20 protein-coding genes are annotated in these 20,757 nt (G+C 61.9%); 12 read left to right on the top strand and 8 right to left on the bottom strand.

The features are described 5' to 3' along the window. Positions 1 to 23: 23 nt before the first annotated feature. Together htpG and HU806_RS12020 are read left to right on the top strand one after the other, a co-directional pair. Positions 24 to 1,928, top strand: coding sequence for a molecular chaperone HtpG (htpG, locus tag HU806_RS12025; RefSeq protein ID WP_186611580.1), 1,905 nt, complete (start codon positions 24 to 26; stop codon positions 1,926 to 1,928). 68 nt (positions 1,929 to 1,996) lie between these two features. Beyond that, on the top strand, positions 1,997 to 2,725 hold the full coding sequence (locus HU806_RS12020; protein ID WP_186611579.1) for a dienelactone hydrolase family protein: 729 nt from the start codon (positions 1,997 to 1,999) through the stop codon (positions 2,723 to 2,725). Between the two features lie 58 nt (positions 2,726 to 2,783). Here HU806_RS12020 and HU806_RS12015 read toward each other — a convergent pair whose 3' ends face one another. Next, complete coding sequence (locus tag HU806_RS12015) at positions 2,784 to 3,644, bottom strand: pirin family protein (RefSeq protein ID WP_186611578.1); 861 nt, start codon at positions 3,642 to 3,644, stop codon at positions 2,784 to 2,786. Between the two features lie 121 nt (positions 3,645 to 3,765). Here HU806_RS12015 and HU806_RS12010 point away from each other — a divergent pair, with 121 nt between their 5' ends. Both HU806_RS12010 and HU806_RS12005 read left to right on the top strand, forming a co-directional pair. Further along, the gene (locus tag HU806_RS12010) at positions 3,766 to 4,782 is read left to right on the top strand and encodes an amidohydrolase family protein (protein ID WP_186611577.1); all 1,017 of its coding nucleotides are present in this window, start codon (positions 3,766 to 3,768) and stop codon (positions 4,780 to 4,782) included. Between the two features lie 209 nt (positions 4,783 to 4,991). Next, on the top strand, positions 4,992 to 5,456 hold the full coding sequence (locus HU806_RS12005) for a DUF3859 domain-containing protein (RefSeq protein WP_186611576.1): 465 nt from the start codon (positions 4,992 to 4,994) through the stop codon (positions 5,454 to 5,456). 72 nt (positions 5,457 to 5,528) lie between these two features. Here the strand turns inward: HU806_RS12005 and fabB are convergent, their stop codons facing one another. From fabB to HU806_RS11980, 5 genes are all read right to left on the bottom strand, one after another. Next, the gene (gene fabB / locus HU806_RS12000) at positions 5,529 to 6,749 is read right to left on the bottom strand and encodes a beta-ketoacyl-ACP synthase I (protein WP_186611575.1); all 1,221 of its coding nucleotides are present in this window, start codon (positions 6,747 to 6,749) and stop codon (positions 5,529 to 5,531) included. An 11-nt stretch (positions 6,750 to 6,760) separates the two neighbouring features. Beyond that, entirely contained in the window at positions 6,761 to 7,276 is a 516-nt protein-coding gene (fabA, locus tag HU806_RS11995; RefSeq protein WP_003204400.1) for a 3-hydroxyacyl-[acyl-carrier-protein] dehydratase FabA, read from the bottom strand. A gap of 250 nt (positions 7,277 to 7,526) precedes the next feature. Beyond that, positions 7,527 to 9,428 carry an ATP-binding protein gene (locus HU806_RS11990; protein WP_186611574.1) on the bottom strand — a complete coding sequence of 634 codons (1,902 nt, stop codon included), beginning with the start codon at positions 9,426 to 9,428 and terminating at the stop codon, positions 7,527 to 7,529. Then, positions 9,425 to 10,357 (bottom strand): ABC transporter substrate-binding protein, encoded by a 933-nt coding sequence (locus HU806_RS11985; protein ID WP_186611573.1) that lies wholly within the window; start codon positions 10,355 to 10,357, stop codon positions 9,425 to 9,427. The genes HU806_RS11990 and HU806_RS11985 overlap by 4 nt, the downstream gene beginning before the upstream one ends. Beyond that, complete coding sequence (locus HU806_RS11980) at positions 10,358 to 12,481, bottom strand: TonB-dependent receptor domain-containing protein (RefSeq protein WP_186611572.1); 2,124 nt, start codon at positions 12,479 to 12,481, stop codon at positions 10,358 to 10,360. It lies immediately after the preceding gene. A 199-nt stretch (positions 12,482 to 12,680) separates the two neighbouring features. On the opposite strand from HU806_RS11980, the gene HU806_RS11975 reads away from it, so the two are divergent. From HU806_RS11975 to HU806_RS11940, 8 genes are all read left to right on the top strand, one after another. Beyond that, the gene (locus tag HU806_RS11975; protein ID WP_186611571.1) at positions 12,681 to 13,706 is read left to right on the top strand and encodes an NAD(P)H-dependent glycerol-3-phosphate dehydrogenase; all 1,026 of its coding nucleotides are present in this window, start codon (positions 12,681 to 12,683) and stop codon (positions 13,704 to 13,706) included. Positions 13,707 to 13,733: 27 nt separating this feature from the next. Further along, positions 13,734 to 14,081: a DUF4389 domain-containing protein gene (locus tag HU806_RS11970; protein WP_186611570.1), complete on the top strand. Its 348-nt coding sequence runs from the start codon at positions 13,734 to 13,736 to the stop codon at positions 14,079 to 14,081. Continuing rightward, entirely contained in the window at positions 14,078 to 14,530 is a 453-nt protein-coding gene (sixA, locus tag HU806_RS11965) for a phosphohistidine phosphatase SixA (protein WP_186611569.1), read from the top strand. Before HU806_RS11970 ends, sixA begins: the two co-directional genes overlap by 4 nt. 52 nt (positions 14,531 to 14,582) lie before the next feature. Further along, entirely contained in the window at positions 14,583 to 15,026 is a 444-nt protein-coding gene (locus HU806_RS11960; protein WP_186611568.1) for a hotdog fold thioesterase, read from the top strand. A gap of 184 nt (positions 15,027 to 15,210) precedes the next feature. Beyond that, positions 15,211 to 16,002: an alpha/beta fold hydrolase gene (locus tag HU806_RS11955; RefSeq protein WP_186611567.1), complete on the top strand. Its 792-nt coding sequence runs from the start codon at positions 15,211 to 15,213 to the stop codon at positions 16,000 to 16,002. Next, positions 15,999 to 16,850 (top strand): alpha/beta hydrolase, encoded by an 852-nt coding sequence (locus HU806_RS11950; protein WP_186611566.1) that lies wholly within the window; start codon positions 15,999 to 16,001, stop codon positions 16,848 to 16,850. Before HU806_RS11955 ends, HU806_RS11950 begins: the two co-directional genes overlap by 4 nt. Positions 16,851 to 16,979: 129 nt before the next feature. After that, entirely contained in the window at positions 16,980 to 17,798 is an 819-nt protein-coding gene (locus HU806_RS11945) for a DUF4892 domain-containing protein (RefSeq protein WP_186611565.1), read from the top strand. A 62-nt stretch (positions 17,799 to 17,860) separates the two neighbouring features. Next, positions 17,861 to 18,898: an AI-2E family transporter gene (locus HU806_RS11940; RefSeq protein ID WP_186611564.1), complete on the top strand. Its 1,038-nt coding sequence runs from the start codon at positions 17,861 to 17,863 to the stop codon at positions 18,896 to 18,898. A gap of 8 nt (positions 18,899 to 18,906) precedes the next feature. On the opposite strand, the gene HU806_RS11935 is transcribed toward HU806_RS11940, so the two are convergent. After that, on the bottom strand, positions 18,907 to 19,956 hold the full coding sequence (locus HU806_RS11935; protein WP_186611563.1) for a sensor histidine kinase: 1,050 nt from the start codon (positions 19,954 to 19,956) through the stop codon (positions 18,907 to 18,909). Further along, entirely contained in the window at positions 19,956 to 20,717 is a 762-nt protein-coding gene (locus HU806_RS11930; RefSeq protein ID WP_186611562.1) for a response regulator, read from the bottom strand. The genes HU806_RS11935 and HU806_RS11930 overlap by 1 nt, the downstream gene beginning before the upstream one ends. Positions 20,718 to 20,757 lie beyond the last annotated feature (40 nt).

Here is a 20,757-nt window from a genome sequence, read left to right as displayed (position 1 = left end):
CATCCACTTGGAGTTTGATGACCATGAGCGTGGAAACTCAAAAGGAAACCCTGGGCTTCCAGACCGAGGTGAAGCAACTGCTGCACCTGATGATTCACTCGCTGTATTCGAATAAGGAAATTTTCCTTCGCGAGCTGATTTCGAACGCCTCTGATGCTGTCGACAAGTTACGTTTTGAAGCGCTGTCCAAGCCAGAGCTGCTGGAAGGCGGCGCTGAGCTGAAGATCCGTGTGAGCTTCGACAAGGACGCGAAAACCGTCACCCTCGAAGACAATGGCATCGGCATGAGCCGCGAAGAGGTGATCACGCACCTGGGCACCATCGCCAAGTCGGGCACCGCCGACTTCATGAAAAACCTGTCCGGCGACCAGAAGAAAGATTCCCATCTGATCGGCCAGTTCGGCGTCGGTTTCTACTCCGCGTTCATCGTTGCCGATCAGGTCGAAGTGTTCAGCCGCCGTGCCGGCCTCGCGGCGAGCGAAGGCGTGCATTGGTCGTCGAAGGGCGAGGGCGAATTTGAAGTCGCCACCGTCGACAAGGCAGATCGCGGTACTCGCATCGTGTTGCACCTCAAGTCCGGCGAAGACGAGTTTGCCGATGGCTGGCGCCTGCGCAACATCATCAAGAAATACTCCGACCACATCGCGCTGCCGATCGAGCTGCCGAAGGAAGTCACCGCTGCCGAAGGTGAAGAAAAGCCGGAAGTGGAATGGGAAACCGTCAACCGCGCCAGTGCCCTGTGGACCCGTCCGCGCACCGAGGTTACGGACGAGGAATACCAGGAGTTCTACAAGCATATCGCCCACGACTACGAGAACCCGCTGAGCTGGAGCCATAACAAGGTCGAAGGCAAGCTGGAATACAACTCGCTGTTGTACGTGCCGGCCCGTGCGCCGTTCGACTTGTACCAACGAGAAGCGCCACGCGGCCTGAAACTGTACGTGCAGCGTGTGTTCGTCATGGACCAGGCCGAGTCGTTCCTGCCGTTGTACCTGCGGTTCATCAAGGGTGTGGTGGACTCCAATGACCTGTCGCTGAACGTCTCGCGGGAAATCCTGCAGAAAGACCCGATCATCGACTCCATGAAGTCGGCACTGACCAAGCGCGTGCTGGACATGCTGGAAAAACTGGCCAAGAACGAGCCCGAGCAGTACAAGAGCTTCTGGAAGAACTTCGGCCAGGTGATGAAAGAAGGCCCCGCCGAGGACTTCGCCAACAAAGAGAAAATCGCCGGCCTGCTGCGCTTTGCATCCACCCAGGGTGACGATGGCGAGCAGATCGTTGGCTTGGCCGACTACCTGGCTCGCGCCAAGGAAGGCCAGGACAAGATCTACTTCCTGACCGGCGAAACTTATGCACAGGTCAAGAACAGCCCGCACCTGGAAGTCTTCCGCAAGAAAGGCATCGAAGTGCTGCTGTTGACCGACCGCATCGACGAGTGGCTGATGAGCTATCTCAACGAGTTCGACGGCAAGAGCTTCGTCGATGTGGCCCGTGGTGACCTGGACCTCGGTAACCTGGACTCGGAAGAAGACAAGAAAGCCGCCGAAGAAGTCGCCAAGAGCAAGGAGGGCCTGGTGGAGCGGATCAAGACCGCCTTGGGCGACGCCGTCAGCGAAGTGCGTGTCTCGCACCGTCTGACCGATTCCCCGGCGATCCTGGCCATCGGTGAGCAGGACCTGGGCCTGCAAATGCGCCAGATCCTCGAAGCCAGCGGCCAGAAAGTCCCGGACTCCAAGCCGATCTTCGAATTCAACCCGGCTCACCCGCTGGTGGAGAAACTCGATAACGAGCAGAGCGAAGAGCGTTTCGGCGACTTGTCGCACATCCTGTTCGACCAGGCGGCCCTGGCGGCCGGCGACAGCTTGAAGGACCCGGCGGCATATGTCCGTCGCCTGAACAAGCTGCTGGTTGAGCTGTCAGCTTGATCAAGTGAGACAAAACCCGCTTCGGCGGGTTTTGTCATTTCTGGTGTTCAGTCAAAAAGGAGTCCGTCATGAGTGAGGTTACGGTTCGTTCGCTGGTCTATCAGATCGATGGTCAAAGTTATGAAGGTCGTCTGGCCTTCGACGTCAACCAGCAGGGCCGGCGTCCGGGTTTGCTGATGGCGCCGAACTGGATGGGTGTCGGGGCGGGTGCCGAAGACATCGCCAGATCGGTGGCGGCTAATGGTTATGTGGTGTTGATCGCCGACCTCTACGGGCAAACGGTGCGACCGAGCAATGCCGATGAGGCTGGGGCGGCGATGATGCCCCTCAAGAGCGACCGGGCCTTGTTGCGCAAGCGCATGCAGGCGGCGTTCGAGCAGTTGCAAAGCCAGGACGACGCGCAGGTCGATGCTTCCAGGCTGGCCACGTTCGGCTTTTGCTTCGGTGGCTGCTGCGCCCTGGAACTGGCGCGAAGCGGTGCGCCGCTGAAGGCCACCATTTCCTTTCACGGCACCCTGGATACACCGGACCCGGCCGATGCGAAAAATATCAACGGCGCGGTGTTGGTGATGCACGGCGCGTCCGACCCGCTGGTGCCGAAGGAACAACTGCCGGCGTTCGAAGATGAGATGAACGCCGCTGGTGTGGACTGGCAATTGCTCAGTTATGGCGGCGCGGTGCACTCTTTCACCGATCCACAAGCCAATGTGCCTGGCAAAATGATGTACAACGCCAAGGTCGCCGGACGCGCGTTCCGGTCGATGCATAATTTGCTGGATGAAGTGTTCAAGGGTTGAATGCATCCAATAACTGTGGTAAGGGAGCAAGCTCCCTCACCACGGGATGGGTGTGAATCTAGGGCAATTCGATCCGCTCGCTTTCCCCCGGCACCGTCGGCCAGTCCCCGGCCGCCCAGCGCTGGCGGGCTTCGTCTATGCGGGCCGGGTCGCTGGAAACGAAATTCCAGTTCATCCGCCGTGGCCCATCCAGCGGAGCGCCGCCGAACAGCACGGCGTGGCAATCGCTGTCGGCAAACAGTGCCATCTCTTCCCCCGCGGGCAGTATCACCAGCGAATGAGGCTCCAGCGGTTCACCGTCCAGCTGCGCCTCGCCGCTCAGGACATACAGTGCGCGTTCTTCATGCTCGGTCGGGATCAGCAGTGTCGTCGCGGTTTGCAGGTTCAGTTCGGCATACAGCGTAGGCGACAGTACCGGGACCGGCGACTCCAGGCAAAAGCCTGACCCGGCAATCATGCGGATGCTGACGCCCAGGTTATTGCTGACCGGCAGGGTCTGGGCCGGATGATGGCTGTAGTGCCCTGGCCCTTGCTCATGGGACTTGGGCGAAGCCAACCAGACTTGCAGGCCATGCATGACGAAAGCGCTGCCCAGCAATGAATCAGGGGTGCGCTCGACATGGGCGATGCCGCTGCCCGCCGTCATCCAGCTCACGTCCCCGGCACGCACCACCTGATCGGAACCCAGGCTGTCCTTGTGTTGGAGTGATCCCTCGAACAGGTAGGTGAGGGTGGACAGGCCAATATGCGGATGCTGGCGGATATTCATGCCTTTATCGGCCGGGTAGGAGGTTTGCAGCATGTGGTCGAAAAACACGAAGGGTCCGACGCTGCGACATTTGGCGGACGGCAGCGGCCGCAGAATGGGCTGGCCTTCCACATCTTCTGCACGAGGACGAACGATCAGGGGAGCGGTCATGAGGGCTTCCAGGTTGAACGACGAGTGCGCAAAGCATAACCCGAGCTCATAACGAGCGGCAGCGGCGGCTTGAACCCAGGCGAGACGGATGGGGTCTATGCTTGCTCATGGCTTTTGGAGAGTGCCCGTGCCCTCGACCCGTCTGATCTTCGCATGGCTGCTGGCCGTTTCCAGCAGCGGCGCCGTCGCTCGCGAATATGCCTACAGCGATGCGCACCTGCATTACGTCGATTTCTTCCAGGAAACCGCCGGCATGCCCAAGCTGCTCAAGGCCATGGCCGACAATCGCATCGAGCACGTCATGATTTCCGGCGTGCCGGTGGCTAAGAAATGGCATGAGGACGAGCCCAAGCGTCCCCGTTATTACGCCGGTGACGATGCGGACGCCTATTGGTACAGCGCCACCGACGTGATAGTCGCCGCGGCGGTGGACAAACTACCCGCCGAACAACGCCAGTATTTCCATCCGTTCCTGTCAGGCTTCAATCCCAACGACAAGAATTCCGCTGCGCATATCCAGCGCATGCTCGACCTGTACCCTGGGCTGTGGCAAGGCATCGGCGAAGTGTTCACTCGCCATGACGACTTGACGGCGCTGACCTCCGGCGACACTCCCCGCGCTAACAACGAGGCCATGACCCGGATCTATCACCTGGCCGCCGAGAACGACCTGCCGGTGATGCTGCATTCCAATATCACCTCCAAGCGTGAGAGAAATCCGCTTTACCTGGCGGAAATTGAAGAGCCGTTGCGTAATCATCCGCACACGCGGTTCATTTGGGCCCATGCCGGCACCAGCATGGAGATTCATCGGCACCAGACTCAGCTGGATTTCCTGCTGCCCACGCTGACGCGAATGCTCGAGTCCTACCCCAACCTGTTCATCGACCTGTCCTGGAGCATGCTCACGCCGTATTTGCTCGACGAGGCGGGCAAGCCCAGGGTTGAATGGGTAAAGCTGGTGGAACGCTTTCCGGAGCGCTTCATGCTGGGATCTGATGTGGTAGGACGCTTCAACAAACTGGGTAAGGAGTTGCGTAGCTTTGACCCGTTCCTGGATGCCTTGCCGGAAGACGTGGCGAGGAAAGTGGCGCGGGATAATTTCCTCGCGGTGTTGCCTCGCTCAGTGACCCGCTGAGCCCGCTCTTGTGGCGAGGGAGCTTGCTCCCGCTGGGCTACGCAGTAGCCCTAAAGTCTGGCGACTGCTGCGCAGTCGAGCGGGAGCAAGCTCCCTCGCCACAGGTTAGCCATTTGCCCGAGTTATCGGTGGCAGGGTGCATTGGCTTTGTCATCAGCCTGTCACCCCCGCGTCATACCCTCGCGCTCATCTCAATCAAGGAGCGCAATATGCATCTCACCCGTCCAAGCGCGCTGCTCGCGCTGTTGATGACCTGTGGCCTGGCCCAGGCGGAAGTCCGTGTCGAAGGCCCGGTGGAGTACGGTGTGTTCGAAGGGCCACAAGCTGAGCTGCAATCGGGCGAGCGGGTCCTGCGTCGCAGCAACGAACAGATCCGCCAGACCGAAAGTGTGCCCGCCAAGCTGGGCACCAAATTTGGCATGCGCTACCAGTTGGCGGGCAAGGTCGCGGATGACCAACCGTTGACGCTGCTGTACTTCACGCCAGGCATTCGTACTCCCGATGGCGTGCGGCATGACAAGTTCGAAGTCATCCAGAAACTGGTGCCCGGCGCGCCTCAGGACGTGATGGCGTATGAGTTCACCGAAAGCCATGAAGTGGTGCCGGGGGAATGGCGGTTCATGGTGTTCCAGGGTGATCGACTGCTGACGCAGCAGCGGTTTGTCGTGCGCTGAACTTGAACTGAGCAGGCAAAAAAACGCCCCGAACCAGTCGGGGCGTTTTTGTGTGCGGCGTAGCGGCGGGAATTACTTGCCCTGCCAGCGCTTCATCACCAAGGTGGCGTTAGTGCCACCGAAGCCGAAGCTGTTGCTCATCACGGTGTTGATGGTGGCGTTTTCGCGAGTCTTGGTCAGGATCGGCAGGTCGGCCACTTCCGGGTCCAGTTCGTCGATGTTGGCCGACCCGGCCATGAAGTTGCCTTCCATCATCAGCATGCAGTAGATCGCTTCGTGAACGCCGGCGGCGCCCAGGGAGTGACCCGACAGGCTCTTGGTGGAGCTGATGGCCGGGGCTTTGTCGCCGAACACTTCACGCACGCCTTTCATCTCCGCGACGTCGCCGACCGGGGTCGAGGTGCCGTGGGTGTTCAGGTAGTCGATCGGTGCATCGACGGTGGACATCGCCATTTGCATGCAACGCACGGCGCCTTCGCCGCTTGGCGCAACCATGTCATAGCCGTCGGAAGTGGCGCCGTAGCCGACGATTTCCGCGTAGATCTTCGCGCCACGGGCGAGGGCGTGTTCCAGCTCCTCGACCACGACCATGCCGCCACCGCCAGCGATGACGAAACCGTCACGGTCGGCATCGTAGGCACGAGAAGCTTTTTCCGGTGTGTCGTTGCGCTTGCTGGACAGGGCACCCATCGCGTCGAACAGGAAGGACTGGCTCCAATGTTCTTCTTCGCCGCCACCGGCAAAGACGATGTCCTGCTTGCCCATCTGGATCTGTTCCATGGCGGTACCGATGCAGTGGGCACTGGTGGCGCAGGCAGAAGCGATGGAGTAGTTCAGACCCTTGATCTTGAACGGCGTGGCCAGGCAGGCGGAAACGGTGCTGCTCATGGTCCGCGTGACGCGGTACGGGCCAACACGCTTGACGCCTTTTTCGCGCAGGATGTCCAGCGCTTCCATCTGGTTCAAGGTCGAGGCGCCGCCGGAGCCGGCGACCAGGCCGGTGCGCGGATTGGATACCTGCTCTTCGGTCAGGCCGGAGTCAGCGATGGCGTCCTTCATGGCCAGATAGGCGTAAGCCGCCGCATGGCCGACGAAGCGGTAGATCTTGCGATCGATCAGCTCTTCGAGGTTCAGGTCAATGGAGCCGGAAACCTGGCTACGCAGACCCATTTCGGCATATTCCGGGTTGTACCGGATGCCAGGGCGACTTGCACGCAGGTTAGCGGAGACGGTCTCTTTGTCATTGCCCAGGCACGAAACGATGCCCAGACCAGTGATAACGACGCGGCGCATGCGGATAACCCTTAGAAGTTGTCAGTGGAGGTGAAAACGCCGACCCGAAGGCCTTCGGCGGTGTAGATCTCGCGACCGTCGACAGCCACCGAACCATCGGCAATGGCCATGTTCAGCTTGCCCTTGAGGACGCGTTTGATATGAATGTTATAGGTGATCTTCTTGGCGGTCGGCAGAACCTGACCGAAGAACTTCACTTCGCCCGAGCCCAAGGCGCGACCACGACCCGGCAGGCCCTGCCAGCCGAGGAAGAAGCCGACCAGTTGCCACATGGCATCCAGGCCCAGGCAGCCCGGCATCACCGGGTCGCCTTCGAAGTGACAGGCGAAGAACCACAGGTCCGGAGTGATATCCAGCTCGGCGACCAATTCACCTTTGCCGTACTTGCCACCCTCTTCGCTGATATGGGTAATGCGATCCACCATCAGCATGTTCGGGGCGGGCAGTTGCGCGTTACCTGGGCCGAACAGCTCACCGCGACTGCAGCGCAGCAGATCTTCCCGAGTAAAGGCGTTTTGTTTGGTCATGCGAGCTCCTCAATAGTCCCATGCGGCAGGGTGGGGCAAATCTTCCCGGCCGATCGAAGCGTTCATGCCTCGAGTCGGCAGCCTACTCATAGACTATTGCGTTGTAGTGAAAGTCACAGCACACGGGAAAATGAATGTACACCTGTGCACTGAAATGGTTATTCCTTTCCCGATCGAGGCGTGTCCGGGTGCCTAAGACTGCCGCACTTTCGCCTTTCACGCCAGTCACAGATAGTCCAAGAGACCGCATTCATCCCACCCAACGCTGCAGAATCTGCTGCAGGTCAATCCGTTTGAAGGGTTTTGCCAGGTAATCGTTCATGCCCGCCGCGAGGCACGCTTCGCGGTCGCCCTGCAACGCGTTGGCCGTCAGCGCGATGATGGGCACCTCGGCGCAGCCGGGCAACTGGCGAATCTGGCGCGTGGCTTCGTAGCCATCGGTCACCGGCAGCCGGCAATCCATCAGGATCGCTTCGAAAATCAGACTCTCGGCGCTGCGTACCGCCTGGGCGCCGTCCGTGGCAACGCTGACCTTGAAGCCCAGGCTGCGCAGCATCGCTTCGATCACGGTCTGGTTCACCGGGTTGTCTTCTACCAGCAGGATGTTGCGGCCTTCTCCATCGCCGTTTCCAGCAGGCAGGCGCGGGACCAGGATCGGGGGGGCCAGGCGCGACAGGGCCAACGGGATTTCCAAGGTAAACACCGAACCCTGGCCCTCCTGGCTCTGGGCACGCAGCGTGCCGCCCATGCGTTCGGCCAGGGTGCGGGCGATCGGCAGGCCCAGGCCCGTGCCGCCGTAGCGCCGGGAAATCGAACTGTCGGCCTGTTGGAAAGCATCGAACATCCGCTCCAGGCTCTCGGCTGGGATACCGATGCCACTGTCGCGCACCGTGCAGGTGAACCACAGTAACTCGTGATCCAGGGCCTGCCATTGGCATTGCACAGTGACGCGCCCCTGGTCGGTGAACTTCAGTGCGTTGCCGATCAGGTTCACCAGGATCTGCCGGATACGCGTCGGGTCGCCTTGCACCCGCAGCACCTTCATGTCGTCAGGGATCAGCAGGTCCAGGCCGAGCTTGCGTTGCGCGGCGCTGTGCTGGAACGATTGGGCACAGCTGCCGACCAGTTCAGACAAGTTGAAGGGAATATGTTCCAGTTCCAGCGCCGAACGTTCGATGCGCGAGAAATCGAGGATGTCGTTGATCACCTTCAACAGGTGCTCGGTGGATTCCGACGCCAGCGCGGTGTACTCCTGCTGCTCATCGGTCATCTGCGTGGTTTCCAGCAGTTGCAGCATGCCCAGCACACCGTTCATCGGCGTACGCAGTTCATGGCTCATCATTGCCAGGAATTCCGACTTGGCGCTGTTGGCTTTTTCCGCTTCCTCCCGGGTCTTGATCAGTTGCGCCATGGCCTGGTGCTGTTCGCGGCTGGCTTGTTCCAGGCCGTCCGCCAGATTATTGATGTGCCGCGACAACGCGCCCAGTTCGCCATCGTCGACGATCGGCAGTGGGGTGCTGTAGTCGCCTTGCTGGATGGCCTTGACCGCGTTGCCGATGTCGCGAATCGGTTGCGACAGGCTCGCCGCCAGGCGACGCGCCACCAGGAAGGTGAACAACAGGGCGAACAGGGCCAGGATCGCTGCCTTGAGCAGAATTTCCTGTTGGCGCTGGCTGAAGGCGTCACTGGACATGCCGACGATGACACGGCCCAGATAATCCTCCCCGGGCATCTCGATGGACGGGCCAGCGCTCTGCAGGAAATCATTGTTCAGGGCAATGCGCTGCAGGCGAACCGGGGCCTGGAACACCTCCACCTGCCGGGAATGGCCGCCGGTTTGTGCCGGTTGCTCGACGTACACAAGCACCCGCTCCGAGCGATCCTGGACTTCCAGGAAACGCACGTGTGGCGTGGCGAGCGTGGCCGTGAGCAGGCTTTCCAGTACTTCGTTGTTGCCGGAGATCACACCGTATTCCGCCGCCGGGGCCAGTTGGTTAGCGATCAGTTGGCCGGTGTGGTTGAGTTCCTGGCGCAGGTCCTGGATTCGCACGAAGGTGAAAAAGCTGATCAACAGCACGGTCAGCAACAAAGCCGGGCCAAGCGCAATGAGCTGGGTGCGGGTATTGATGTCCCAACGGCGACGCAAGGTCATGGGCGATGTTCTCCTTCTGCCAACTGCGTAGCAACGGATTCGGCGTCAATCGGTTCGATCCCCAGCGAGCGGGCGACCTGCTGGTTGCTCAGAATCTTGAAACGGGCCGGATACAAGGCGCGTGGCCAAGTGGCGGTGGGGCGGTCGAGCAGGTCGTCAAGAATCGCCAGCCAGTCTTCCTGGTCGCTGTAGGTGCTGGCCAGGCTGCCGGCCTTGACGAAGGCGGCACTTGGGCCGATCAGCGCCCGTTGGCGGGCATAACTGCTGAGCAGCACGTTCTTCACGGTCTTGGGGTTGTAAAGGTCGGGGTCATCGAGGCCCAGCAAGACATCGCTCTGGCCCAACAGCCTTTGCAAGGGGCGGCTGTCGTTGGTGTCGTCCCAGCGTTCGCTGACGATTTCCAGGCCCAGGGGCGTCGCGGCCTGGCGAAGGTCCTTGAGCAGGAACTCGCTGTGCCTGTCGAACAGCACGCCGACCCGCCGTACTTGCGGCAGGACCTTGCGAATCAGGCGCAATTGCCGGGCCATCGGCGGATCGCTCCAGAGCAGGCTCAGTTGATCGGGCGTCGCCTCGCCGAGGCGCTCGCGGGCTTGTTGGCGGCTGATCCGCAGCACCAGGGTGGCCGGCCCGTTGGGCGTTTGCAGGCGCCAGTCGAGGCCCGGCAGGTCCAGCAGGACCAAGCGCATGTCGGCGGGCAAACGGTCCGGTGCCGGCAGGCTGTCCAGGCGTGCAAACCGCACGCGGTCCTGGGGACGCCGGGCCTGTAAGGCTTGGGTAAACGATTGCACGCCGGGGCTGTCCTGGGCGCCGGTCAACAGAATCTCGGCGGCCCGCGCCTCAAGGGTGCCCAGCAGGCTGGCGAACGCCAGGCACAGTAGCCACCACAGGCGGCCACAAAAGGGCGTCTTGCTCGGTTGGCCGCGGAACATCTAGAAGGACAACTCCGCGCTGAAATACAGCACATGACGGGAGTCGTAGCGGTTGTCGACGAACGTGGTCGGCTGATCGTCGAGACGCTGTTGCAGGATGCCCGCCAGCTCCAGGCTGGCCTTGCCCAAGGGGATGCGCCGGGCGAGGCGGGTGTCGACTCGCTCGTAGCGGTAGCCATTGAGGGCATCAGCGGCGTAATAGAAGACCGCACTGTTCCAGCCTCGGCCCCAGTCACGGAGCCAGCCGGCCGAACCGCTGTTGCGGGCGGTCAGTTGTTCATCGAGGGGGTTGCTCGCCAGGGCGTCAACGTAGGCGTAGGTCAGGCGCAGGCGATCGGTGCGGGTCACGCGCCAGTCCAATTGGGTCTCGGCGCCAGTAAATTGCGATTCGTTGCTGTTGCTGGCGATGTACTGATTGTTGCGTAGCGGTTCGCTGATCATGCCGGTGATTTCGTCATGGAACAGCTTCACATCGACCGCCAGGCCCAGGTCCATGAAATAGCCGTTGTAGCCCAGCTCCCGGGAGCGCATGTGTTCCTGTTCCAGGTTGCCCGGGCCGCGGGTGCGGACGAAATAACGGGCGCTGTCCTGGCCGAACGCGGCGGGCCGCAGGTTGGTCACCTGGTAGCTCCAATTGACATTGTTCTCGAACATGTCCGGCGAGCGCACGGCCTCGGAGTACACCGCCCGCAGTCCGTGTCGCGGGGTGATCAGGTAGTTGACCGCCATGCGCGGGGTCAGCGAGCTGCCGGTCAGCCGCGTGTCTTCGAACATTGCACCGCCCTGCAACAGCCAGTGCTCGCTGGCCCGCCATTCGAGCTGGCCGAACAAGCGCCAGGTGGTGTCGTCGAGCGTGCCGTTGAAGTAGGTTTCGGAATCGGCGCGGTCGTAGCGATAATTCGCCCCGGTGACCAGCCGCAGGCTGTCGGACAGGCTCAGAGTGTCTTGGATTTCCAAGTCATAGCGCGACTCCCGGGCGCTCTGGTCGATGTCGCCGCACAGGGTCTGCGAAGCGCCGTTGCGCCACTGGTCGAGCACCTGGTTGGCCAAGGCCTGTTCCTGTGGCGTGCCGGCAGGCGCGCCTGTGCCAAGGAAGCTGGGAATGTTGCGGGCCAGCTTCTCGGCGTAATACGGGTTGAGTTGCCAGAGGTCTGTCAGTTGCGGACTGAAGGATACTTCGGCGTCACAGGCGCGCCAGGTCTGCTGGCGATCCCAATGCTGGATCGAGCCTTGCACATAAAGACTGTGATTGGGGTTCAGGTCCAGGTTCCAGCGCAGCGAACCGGCGTAATCCTTGGCAATGACGTCAGAGTTATCCCCGGCCTCGGTAATCCCGGCGAAAACCGGGCGATAGGTATAGGGACGTTGATTGGTCCCGTCCTTGGCGTTCAACTGCCAATCGATGCTCTGGCGTTCGTCCAGGGTCTGGCTGACCGACAGGTTGAAGCGGTCCAGGCGTCGGCTGTCGCGGTAGTTTGCGCCGTTGCGGTCACTGTCAAAACCATCGTCTTCCTGGCCCGACAGTGAAAGTCGCCAATCGCCGTTCTCCCAGCCGCTGCCCTGGCTCGCGTACCAGTCGCCGATCCCGCGCTGGCCCCGGGTTATTTTCAAGCGTGTGCCATGGCTGTCGGCCGGGGCGCGGGTGATGATGTTGACGACCGCCATCAGGGCGTTGGCGCCGTAGCTGACGGTGTTGGGGCCGCGGAAGACTTCGATCCGATCGATGTCTTCCATGGCCACCGGAATATCGCTCCAGTCCACCGTCGCGAGGCCGGCGCGGTACACCGAGCGGCCGTCGATCAGCACCTGCATGCGTCGCGCTTCGCTGGCGCTGGTGCCGTGGTAGTTTGCCGTGGCCTGGTTGCCGCTGAGATTGCCGACCATCATGCCCGGCACCAGGCGCAACAACTCGCTGATGTCCCGGGCGCCGCTGGCCTTGATCAGTTCGCTGTCGAGCACCGTCATGCTGCCCGGCACCGCCGCTGGCGATTGTTTCAGGCGCGTGGCGGTCAGTACCTGGGGCAAGGGCTGGTTGTCCACGAACAAGTCGTCGGCCACCACTGGCGGGCTGATGATCAGCGCCAATAGCAGTGGTGAACCTGAACGGGAAGGGCCGACGAGCACGGCACAGCCTCTGATAACGGAAGGGTGGCGGGCATGTTAACCGAGCCGAACGACTTTTCCATTCACGTTGACAGCATTTTCCTGGAAATTGATGGTCTGCCTCCTACGGCTGTGGCTATTTACTGACGGGGCTGGTCGCGATCTGGCCGCTCCGTATAATGCCCGGCATTGCCACTTGGTATGGAAGAGCGGATTGCATATGACTGAACAGCGCCCGATTGCGGTCCTGGGAGGCGGGAGTTTCGGCACCGCCGTGGCCAACCTGCTGGCGGAAAATGGCCACGCGGTACGCCAATGGATGCGTGACCCGGCGCAGGCCGAGGCCATCCGCGTGAACCGGGAGAATCCGCGTTATCTCAAAGGCATCAAGGTCCGACCTGAAGTGGAGCCCGTTACTGACTTGCAGGCGACACTTGAGGGCAGCGATCTGTTCTTTGTCGCCTTGCCCTCCAGCGCCTTGCGCTCGGTATTGGCGGCGCATGCCGAACGCTTGAGCGGCAAATTGCTGGTGAGCCTGACCAAAGGCATCGAGGCACAGACCTTCAAGCTGATGAGCGAGATCCTCGAAGAGATCGCTCCCAAGGCGCGTATCGGCGTGATTTCCGGGCCGAACCTGGCGCGCGAGATCGCCGAACATGCACTGACCGCCACCGTGGTCGCCAGTGAAGACGAAGAATTGTGCCAGCGGGTCCAGGCGGCATTGCATGGGCGCACCTTCCGGGTCTACGCCAGTGCTGACCGTTTCGGCGTGGAGTTGGGCGGGGCGTTGAAAAATGTCTATGCAATCATCGCCGGCATGGCGGTCGCGTTGGGCATGGGTGAGAACACCAAGAGCATGCTGATCACCCGGGCGCTGGCGGAAATGACTCGCTTTGCCGTCAGCCAGGGCGCCAACCCGATGACCTTCCTCGGGCTGGCCGGGGTGGGCGATTTGATCGTCACCTGTTCCTCGCCCAAGAGCCGCAACTACCAGGTGGGTTTTGCTCTCGGCCAAGGGCTGAGCCTGGATGAGGCGGTGTCGCGCCTGGGCGAAGTGGCCGAGGGGGTCAATACGCTCAAGGTGCTCAAGGCGAAGTCCCAGGAGGCCGGCGTCTACATGCCATTGGTCGCCGGGCTGCACGCCATTCTGTTCGAAGGGCGGACGCTGGAACAGGTGATCGAACTGTTGATGCGTGGCGAACCGAAGACCGACGTCGATTTCATTTCCACCAGCGGCTTCAACTGATTATTTGACCGCAAGCAGGAGCGAACCATGAACGATCCAAAAGGGCAGCCTCAGTACGAATCCATCTTGCTGCGTGTGCTGTGGATGGTCATTTACCTGCTGGTCTGGCAGGTGGCGCAATTCATTCTCGGCGTCGTGGTACTGGTGCAATTGATCTATCGGTTGATCTACGGCGCACCCAGCGCCAGCCTGATGAACTTCGGCGACAGCCTGAGCCAGTTCCTGGCACAGATCGGCCGCTTTGGCACGTTCCACAGCGACCAGAAACCCTGGCCGTTCGCCGACTGGCCGACTCCACGGACACCCGAAGGCGAAGCGCCTCACACCGTGGCGCCGGCGCCGCATCCAGTCCGCGACGAGGAGCCAAAGCTATGAAACTATGGGTATTGCGTCATGGTGAGGCCGAGCCCCACGGCGTTCGTCCCGATCCGGAGCGGGTGTTGACGGTGCATGGTCGCGAAGAAGTGCTGCTCAGCGCCGGTCGGTTGATGGGCGAGCCGTTGCGGGCCATTTACGCCAGCCCCTACGTGCGCGCCCAGCAGACCGCCCAACTGGTGCGTGAAGCGTTGGGATTCGAGCCTGAGCTGATTACCGTGGACTGGTTGACGCCCGAGACCCGACCGACCGATGTGCTGAAACATCTGGAGGATCAGGATGACGTGCTGTTGGTCAGCCACAACCCGCTGGTGGGTAGCTTGCTGGGCCTGTTGCAGCACGGTCACCTGCAGCAGCCCGAGCAAGTGCAAACGGCTGGGCTGGCCGAGCTGGAAGGCGACCTGCCGTTGGCCGGTGCGATGACGCTCAAGCGTCTCAGCCACCCCTGAATCAGGCTGCTTGCCGGACAGAAAAAACAAAAATCACAAAGGAAGGGCAACAATGAGTCTGTGGCGCACCATCCCGAACATCGAACAGTTGAACGCTGCCGGTAAGAACACCATCAGCGAAGTGCTGGACATCCGTTTCGAGTCGTTCGACGACGAGTCCCTGACCGCCAGCATGGTGGTCGATCACCGCACCCACCAGCCGTTCGGCCTGCTGCATGGCGGTGCTTCGGTGGTGTTGGCCGAAACGGTCGGCTCCATGGCCGCCTACCTGTGCGTCGACACCAGCAAGTTCTACTGCGTGGGCCTGGAGATCAATGCCAATCACCTGCGCGGCGTGCGCAGCGGGCGGGTCACGGCCACGGCCCGCTCGGTTCACCTGGGCCGCACCACCCAGGTCTGGGACATCCGCCTGGTCAACGATGACGGCAAGGTCAACTGCGTATCGCGCTTGACCATGGCGGTGGTCCCGGTGGGTGAGCAGCCGCCGGGGCGCTAAAAGCTAAAAGCCACAAGCTACAAGCTACAAGCTACAAGCGAAGCAGGCCTGCGTTTACTGGCAGCGTGAGGCTTGCAGCTTGCAGCTTGAATCCAGCTGTCATCATTCCTGTCAGTTACGGTCATTGCCGCGCTACGGGGTTGTGCGCACAATCGGTTGCAGTTCTCGCAATGGATCGGCCTACATGTCCCAGGTGTTTTTCGCCCACGCCAATGGTTTTCCCTCGGCCACCTACGGCAAGCTGTTCGCCGCGCTGGCGCCGCAATACGCCGTCGCTCACCTTGAGCTGCACGGCCATGACCCGCGGTTTCCGGTGGATGACAACTGGAACAACTTGGTGGACGAGCTGATTCATCACCTCGAACACCAACCGGAGCCGGTATGGGGCGTGGGCCACTCTCTAGGCGGCGTGCTGCATCTGCACGCGGCGTTACGCAGTCCTCATTTGTATCGCGGCGTGGTCATGCTTGATTCGCCTGTGCTCACCCGCGCGGACCGTTGGGTGATCCTCGCCGCCAAGCGCCTGGGCTTCATCGACCGCCTGACCCCGGCCGGGCGGACCCTGGGCCGGCGCGAGGAGTTCAACGATCTGGAATCGGCGCGGGCCTATTTTGCCGGCAAGACGCTGTTTCGCGGTTTCGATCCAGAGTGCTTCGAAGCGTACCTGCAGCATGGCTTGCAGCCCGTCGGCGATCGGTTGCGACTGCGCTTCGACCCGGCCACGGAAATCAGCATCTACCGCGGCGTGCCGCACACCAGCCCAGGTCGGGCTCTAAAGCTGCAAGTTCCGCTGGCGGTGGTGCGAGGCCGGCAGAGCCGGGTGGTGATGCGTCATCACACCCGTTCGGTAGGACGCATGCCCTTGGGCGAATCCCTGACCATGCCGGGCGGCCACATGTTTCCTCTCGAATACCCCCAAGACACGGCCACCCTGATCAAGGACCTGCTCCAGCGCTGGGAAGGGCAGCGAGCATGAATGCCGTCGAAGAGGTTCGCCTGAGCCTGCCTCACATTGAACTGGCGGCCCACCTGTTCGGGCCGGAAGATGGCCGACCGGTGGTCGCCTTGCATGGCTGGCTGGACAATGCCAACAGTTTCGCCCGGCTGGCACCCCGACTGAAGGGTGTCCGAGTCATTGCCCTGGACATGGCCGGTCACGGTCATTCCGGGCACCGCCCGCCTGGCGCCGGCTACGCCCTGTGGGACTACGCGCATGACGTGCTGCAAGTCGCCGAGCAACTGGGCTTGAAGCGTTTTGCCTTGTTGGGGCATTCCATGGGCGCGATTGTTTCGCTGGTGTTGGCCGGCGCGTTGCCCGAGCGGATTACGCACTTGGGCTTGATTGACGGAGTGATTCCCCCTACGGCCAAAGGCGATAATGCGGCGGAGCGCATGGGCATGGCGTTGCAGGCGCAGATGGAGCTGCAACAAAAACGCAAACCGGTCTACAAAACCCTCGACCGGGCCATCGAAGCCCGCATGAAAGGGCTGGTGGCGGTCAGTCGCGAAGCCGCCGAGCTGCTGGCCCAGCGCGGGCTGATGCTGGTACCGGGGGGCTACACCTGGCGCACCGACAACCGACTGACCTTGCCCTCACCGCTGCGCCTGACCGATGAACAAGCCATGGCCTTCGTGGCTCGGGTCGCTTGCCCTGCTCATCTGGTGGTGGCGGCTGACGGCATGCTTGCCCAGCATCCCGAGTTGCTGGAGCGTCTACCCTTCAGTCATGAACAGCTGCCTGGCGGTCATCATTTGCACCTGAACGACGAGGTCGGTGCCGCGCTTGTAGCAGACTGTTTCAATCGGTTCTTCAGCGTTTCTTGACTTGCGCCGGGCAAGTGCCGAGGCTGGGCGGGTTGAAAGGGAGCCAACCATGACAGACAACCATCCACTCGCCTTGCTGCGCATTGACGAACGCCTTTGCGTCGCGCGGATCCAGGCCAAGTCCATCCGATGAAACCGACCATTCACTCATTCGTCCTGCTGGCGCTGGCCTGTCTCAGCCCGGCATCGCTGGCCGCCGATGTGCCCGGCAGTCGGGACCTGGAACGCGTGCCACGCATGCCCGACGCGCAGATCGTCGATTACCGGCAAACCAGCGACCTGGAGCGTATCTACCCGATGGGGTCGATCCGCAGGATCAGCGGCCAGTTGCGTTTCGACGGGCAGGTCGATGCCCGTGGCAACGCGACGTCAGTGACCTACGAACTGCCGCCGGAACATTCCGCCACCCAAGCCTTCACCGCTGCGCGCGAAGCCTTGCAAAAGCAGGGCGCCGAGCTGTTGTTCTGGTGCCAGGCTCGCGATTGCGGCGAAAGCAGCCTGTGGGCCAACGATGTATTCGGCAACGCCAAGCTCTATGGCGCCGATAACGGTCAGGCCTACCTGTTGCTGCGCCTGGCGCCGCCTGCGGACAACACACTGATCGCGCTGTATGCGATAACCCGTGGCAACCGCAAGGCGTACCTGCACATCGAGCAGTTCGAAGCGGGCGCGCCCTTGGGGAACGTCCTGCCGACATCGGCGACACTGCTGCGCCAGCTCAAGGACACCGGTGTGCTGGATCTGCCGCGTCTGGCCGGCGAGCCGGATGACGCCTGGTTGCGCCTGCTGTCCCGGGCCCTGAACCTGGACACGGGCCTGCGAGTGAGCATCGCCGGCCCGCACGCCGAGGCTTGGCACCAGGCCTTGGTCGATCAGGGTGTCCGCGCGGCAAGAATGGAGGCGACCAGGAGTGACGCCACTGGCCTGCACCTTGAACTGCTGCGATAAGCTATCTGGGGGAGTGCGCTTGACGACCTTATCCCGGCCTTGTTCATTTTTCGGGACCTTCCATGCTCAATAACGATCGGCTGTTGGTGCAGATCCTGCTCCTGGTGTTGTTCGGAGCAAGCCTTTGGGTAATGGCTCCGTTCTGGTCGGCGCTGTTCTGGGGCGCCGTGCTGGCGTTTGCCAGTTGGCCGTTGATGCGCTTGCTGACGCGTTGGGTCAATGGCCGTGAATCCCTGGCGGCGGCGTTGCTGACGGTAGGCTGGATGTTACTGGTGGCGGTTCCGCTGGTGTGGCTGGGGTTCAACCTGGCTGATCATGTGCGCGATGCCACGGCCTTCATCAAGGACGTCCAGGTCGACGGCCTGCCCGAAGCACCCGAGTGGCTGGCCGGTGTGCCATTGGTCGGCGGACGGCTGGTGACGCTCTGGGATGGCATCGACCAGCAAGGTGCGGCGATGATGGCTTCCGTCAAGCCGTACCTGGGACGGGTGGGCAACTGGTTGCTGGCCCGCAGTGCGCAAATCGGCGGCGGGATCCTCGAACTGACCCTGAGCATTGTGTTCGTGTTCTTTTTCTACCGCGACGGCCCGCGACTGGCGGCCTTTGTCCAAGGGCTGCTGGAGCGGCTGATCGGCGACCGCGCCGGCTACTACGTCGAACTGGTAGCCGGTACGGTGCAACGCGTGGTCAATGGAGTGATCGGGACCGCGGCGGCCCAGGCCGTGCTGGCGCTGATCGGCTTCCTGATCGCCGGGGTACCGGGTGCCTTGGTGCTGGGGATCGTCACCTTCCTGCTCAGCCTGATTCCCATGGGGCCGCCATTGGTCTGGATCCCCGCCACCGCCTGGCTGGCATGGAAGGGCGAGTACGGGATGGCGGTGTTCCTGGGCATCTGGGGGACTTTCATCATCAGCGGCGTGGACAACGTGCTCAAGCCCTACCTGATCAGCCGTGGCGGAAACCTGCCGCTGGTCATCGTATTGCTGGGCGTATTCGGCGGGCTGATTGCATTCGGTTTCATTGGGCTGTTCATCGGTCCAACCTTGCTGGCGGTGGCGTACAGCTTGCTGAACGATTGGAGCAAGAGTCAGTCACGATAGGCCCGTAGTCAGGCGCGAGGCAGGCTGATGACCGCAGTCAACCCGCCTCCCGGTGTTTCTTCCAGGGTCAATTGCCCACCCAGGCGTTCGGCGGCCTCCCTGGCAATCGTCATGCCCAGGCCGACGCCGCCGGAGTTGCGGTTGCGCGAGCCTTCCAGGCGATAAAAGGGCTCGAACACGGCCTCGCGTTTTTCTGCTGCGATGCCGGGGCCATGGTCGATGACACGGATCAATAGCTGGTGGCGTTGGTCTTCCAAGAGGATCAACGCATGGCCGGCGTAGCGCAGGGCATTGTCGATGAGGTTGTTGATGCAGGAACGCAGCGCCATCGGCTGCACCTGCAGCGGGGCGCAAATGCCGCCAACCTGCACATCGGCGCCCTGGTCCTGGGCATTTTCGCTGAGTGATTCCACCAAGGCCTGCACGTCCATCCATTGCAACGTTTCACTGGTGCGTTGTTCGTGCAGATAGGTCAGCGTGGCGTCGAGCATGCCGATCATGTCGTCCAGATCCTGGCGCATCTGGCCTTGCAGCTTGCGGTCGTCAATCTGTTCGAGGCGCAGCTTGAGCCGCGACAGCGGTGTGCGCAGGTCATGGGAAACCGCGCCGAGCATGCGCGAGCGCTGTTGCACTTGCTCACGGATCCGCTGCTGCATCAGGTTGAACGTATAGGCTGCCTGGCGCGCTTCCCGGGGGCCGCTTTCGTCCAGCGGCGGGCTGTCGAGGTTTTCGCTCAACCGTTCGGCGGCATCGCTCAGGCGCTGGATAGGGCGGGTCAGCAGCTTGGCACCGTACCAGGCGGCCACGATCAGAAATACAAATTGAAAAGTCAGCGGCACTACCGGGCCACCGAACCAGGGGCGCGGTGGGCGGCCGGGCGTCGAATCCGAGCCTTGGGCGAACTTGCCTTGCCGGGAAAACTCCGGCGCTGAGCCCGGAGGCGGAGGCGGCGGGGCAAAGTAGGAAAACCAGGCGAAGGCCAGCAGATGCGCCAGGACAATTGCCAGCAACAGCACGCCGAACAGGCGGCCGAACAGGGTGTCGAGGCGCAGGCGCATCAACCGATGTCCCGCGCGTCGAACAAATAGCCTTCTCCGCGTACTGTCTTGATCAGTTGCGGGGCTTTTGGATCATCGCCCAGCTTCTGGCGCAGGCGCGACACCAGCAAATCGATGCTACGGTCGAATGCCTCGATCGAGCGACCACGGGCTGCGTCCAGCAGTTGCTCACGGCTGAGTACTCGGCGGGGCCGTTCGATGAACACCCACAACAGCCGGAATTCCGCATTGGACAGCGGCACCACCAGCCCTTCGGCGGAAATCAGTTGGCGCAGTACGCTGTTGAGCCGCCAGTTATCGAAGCGAATGTTGGCCCGTTGCTCGGTGCGGTCATCACGCACGCGGCGCAGGATCGTCTGGATCCGCGCCACCAGTTCCCTGGGCTCGAAAGGCTTGGCCATGTAGTCATCGGCTCCCAGTTCCAAGCCGATGATGCGATCGGTGGGTTCGCAGCGCGCAGTCAGCATCAGGATCGGAATGTCCGATTCGGCCCGCAACCACCGGCACAGCTGCAAGCCATCTTCACCTGGCAGCATCAGGTCCAGCACCACTACGTCGAAATGCTCGGCCTGCATCGCCTGGCGCATGGCGGCGCCATCGGTCACGCCGCTGGCACGAATGCCGAAGCGGGCCAGGTAATCGATCAACAGCTCACGGATCGGCACGTCGTCATCGACGATCAGTGCCCGGGTGTTCCAGCGTTTGTCATCGTCAGACGCTTTTTTCTGATCGTCGGCATTGGCAATAAAGGGGGTCTGCATAGGTGCTTCATCTGCCAAGTTGGCTGCCAACCGCAAAGAA

Origin of the sequence: Pseudomonas sp. SWRI154, from assembly GCF_014268645.1 — a bacterium.
Taxonomy (GTDB): Bacteria; Pseudomonadota; Gammaproteobacteria; order Pseudomonadales; family Pseudomonadaceae; genus Aquipseudomonas; species Aquipseudomonas marvdashtae.
This window is presented reverse-complemented; position numbering and strand designations above follow the sequence as displayed.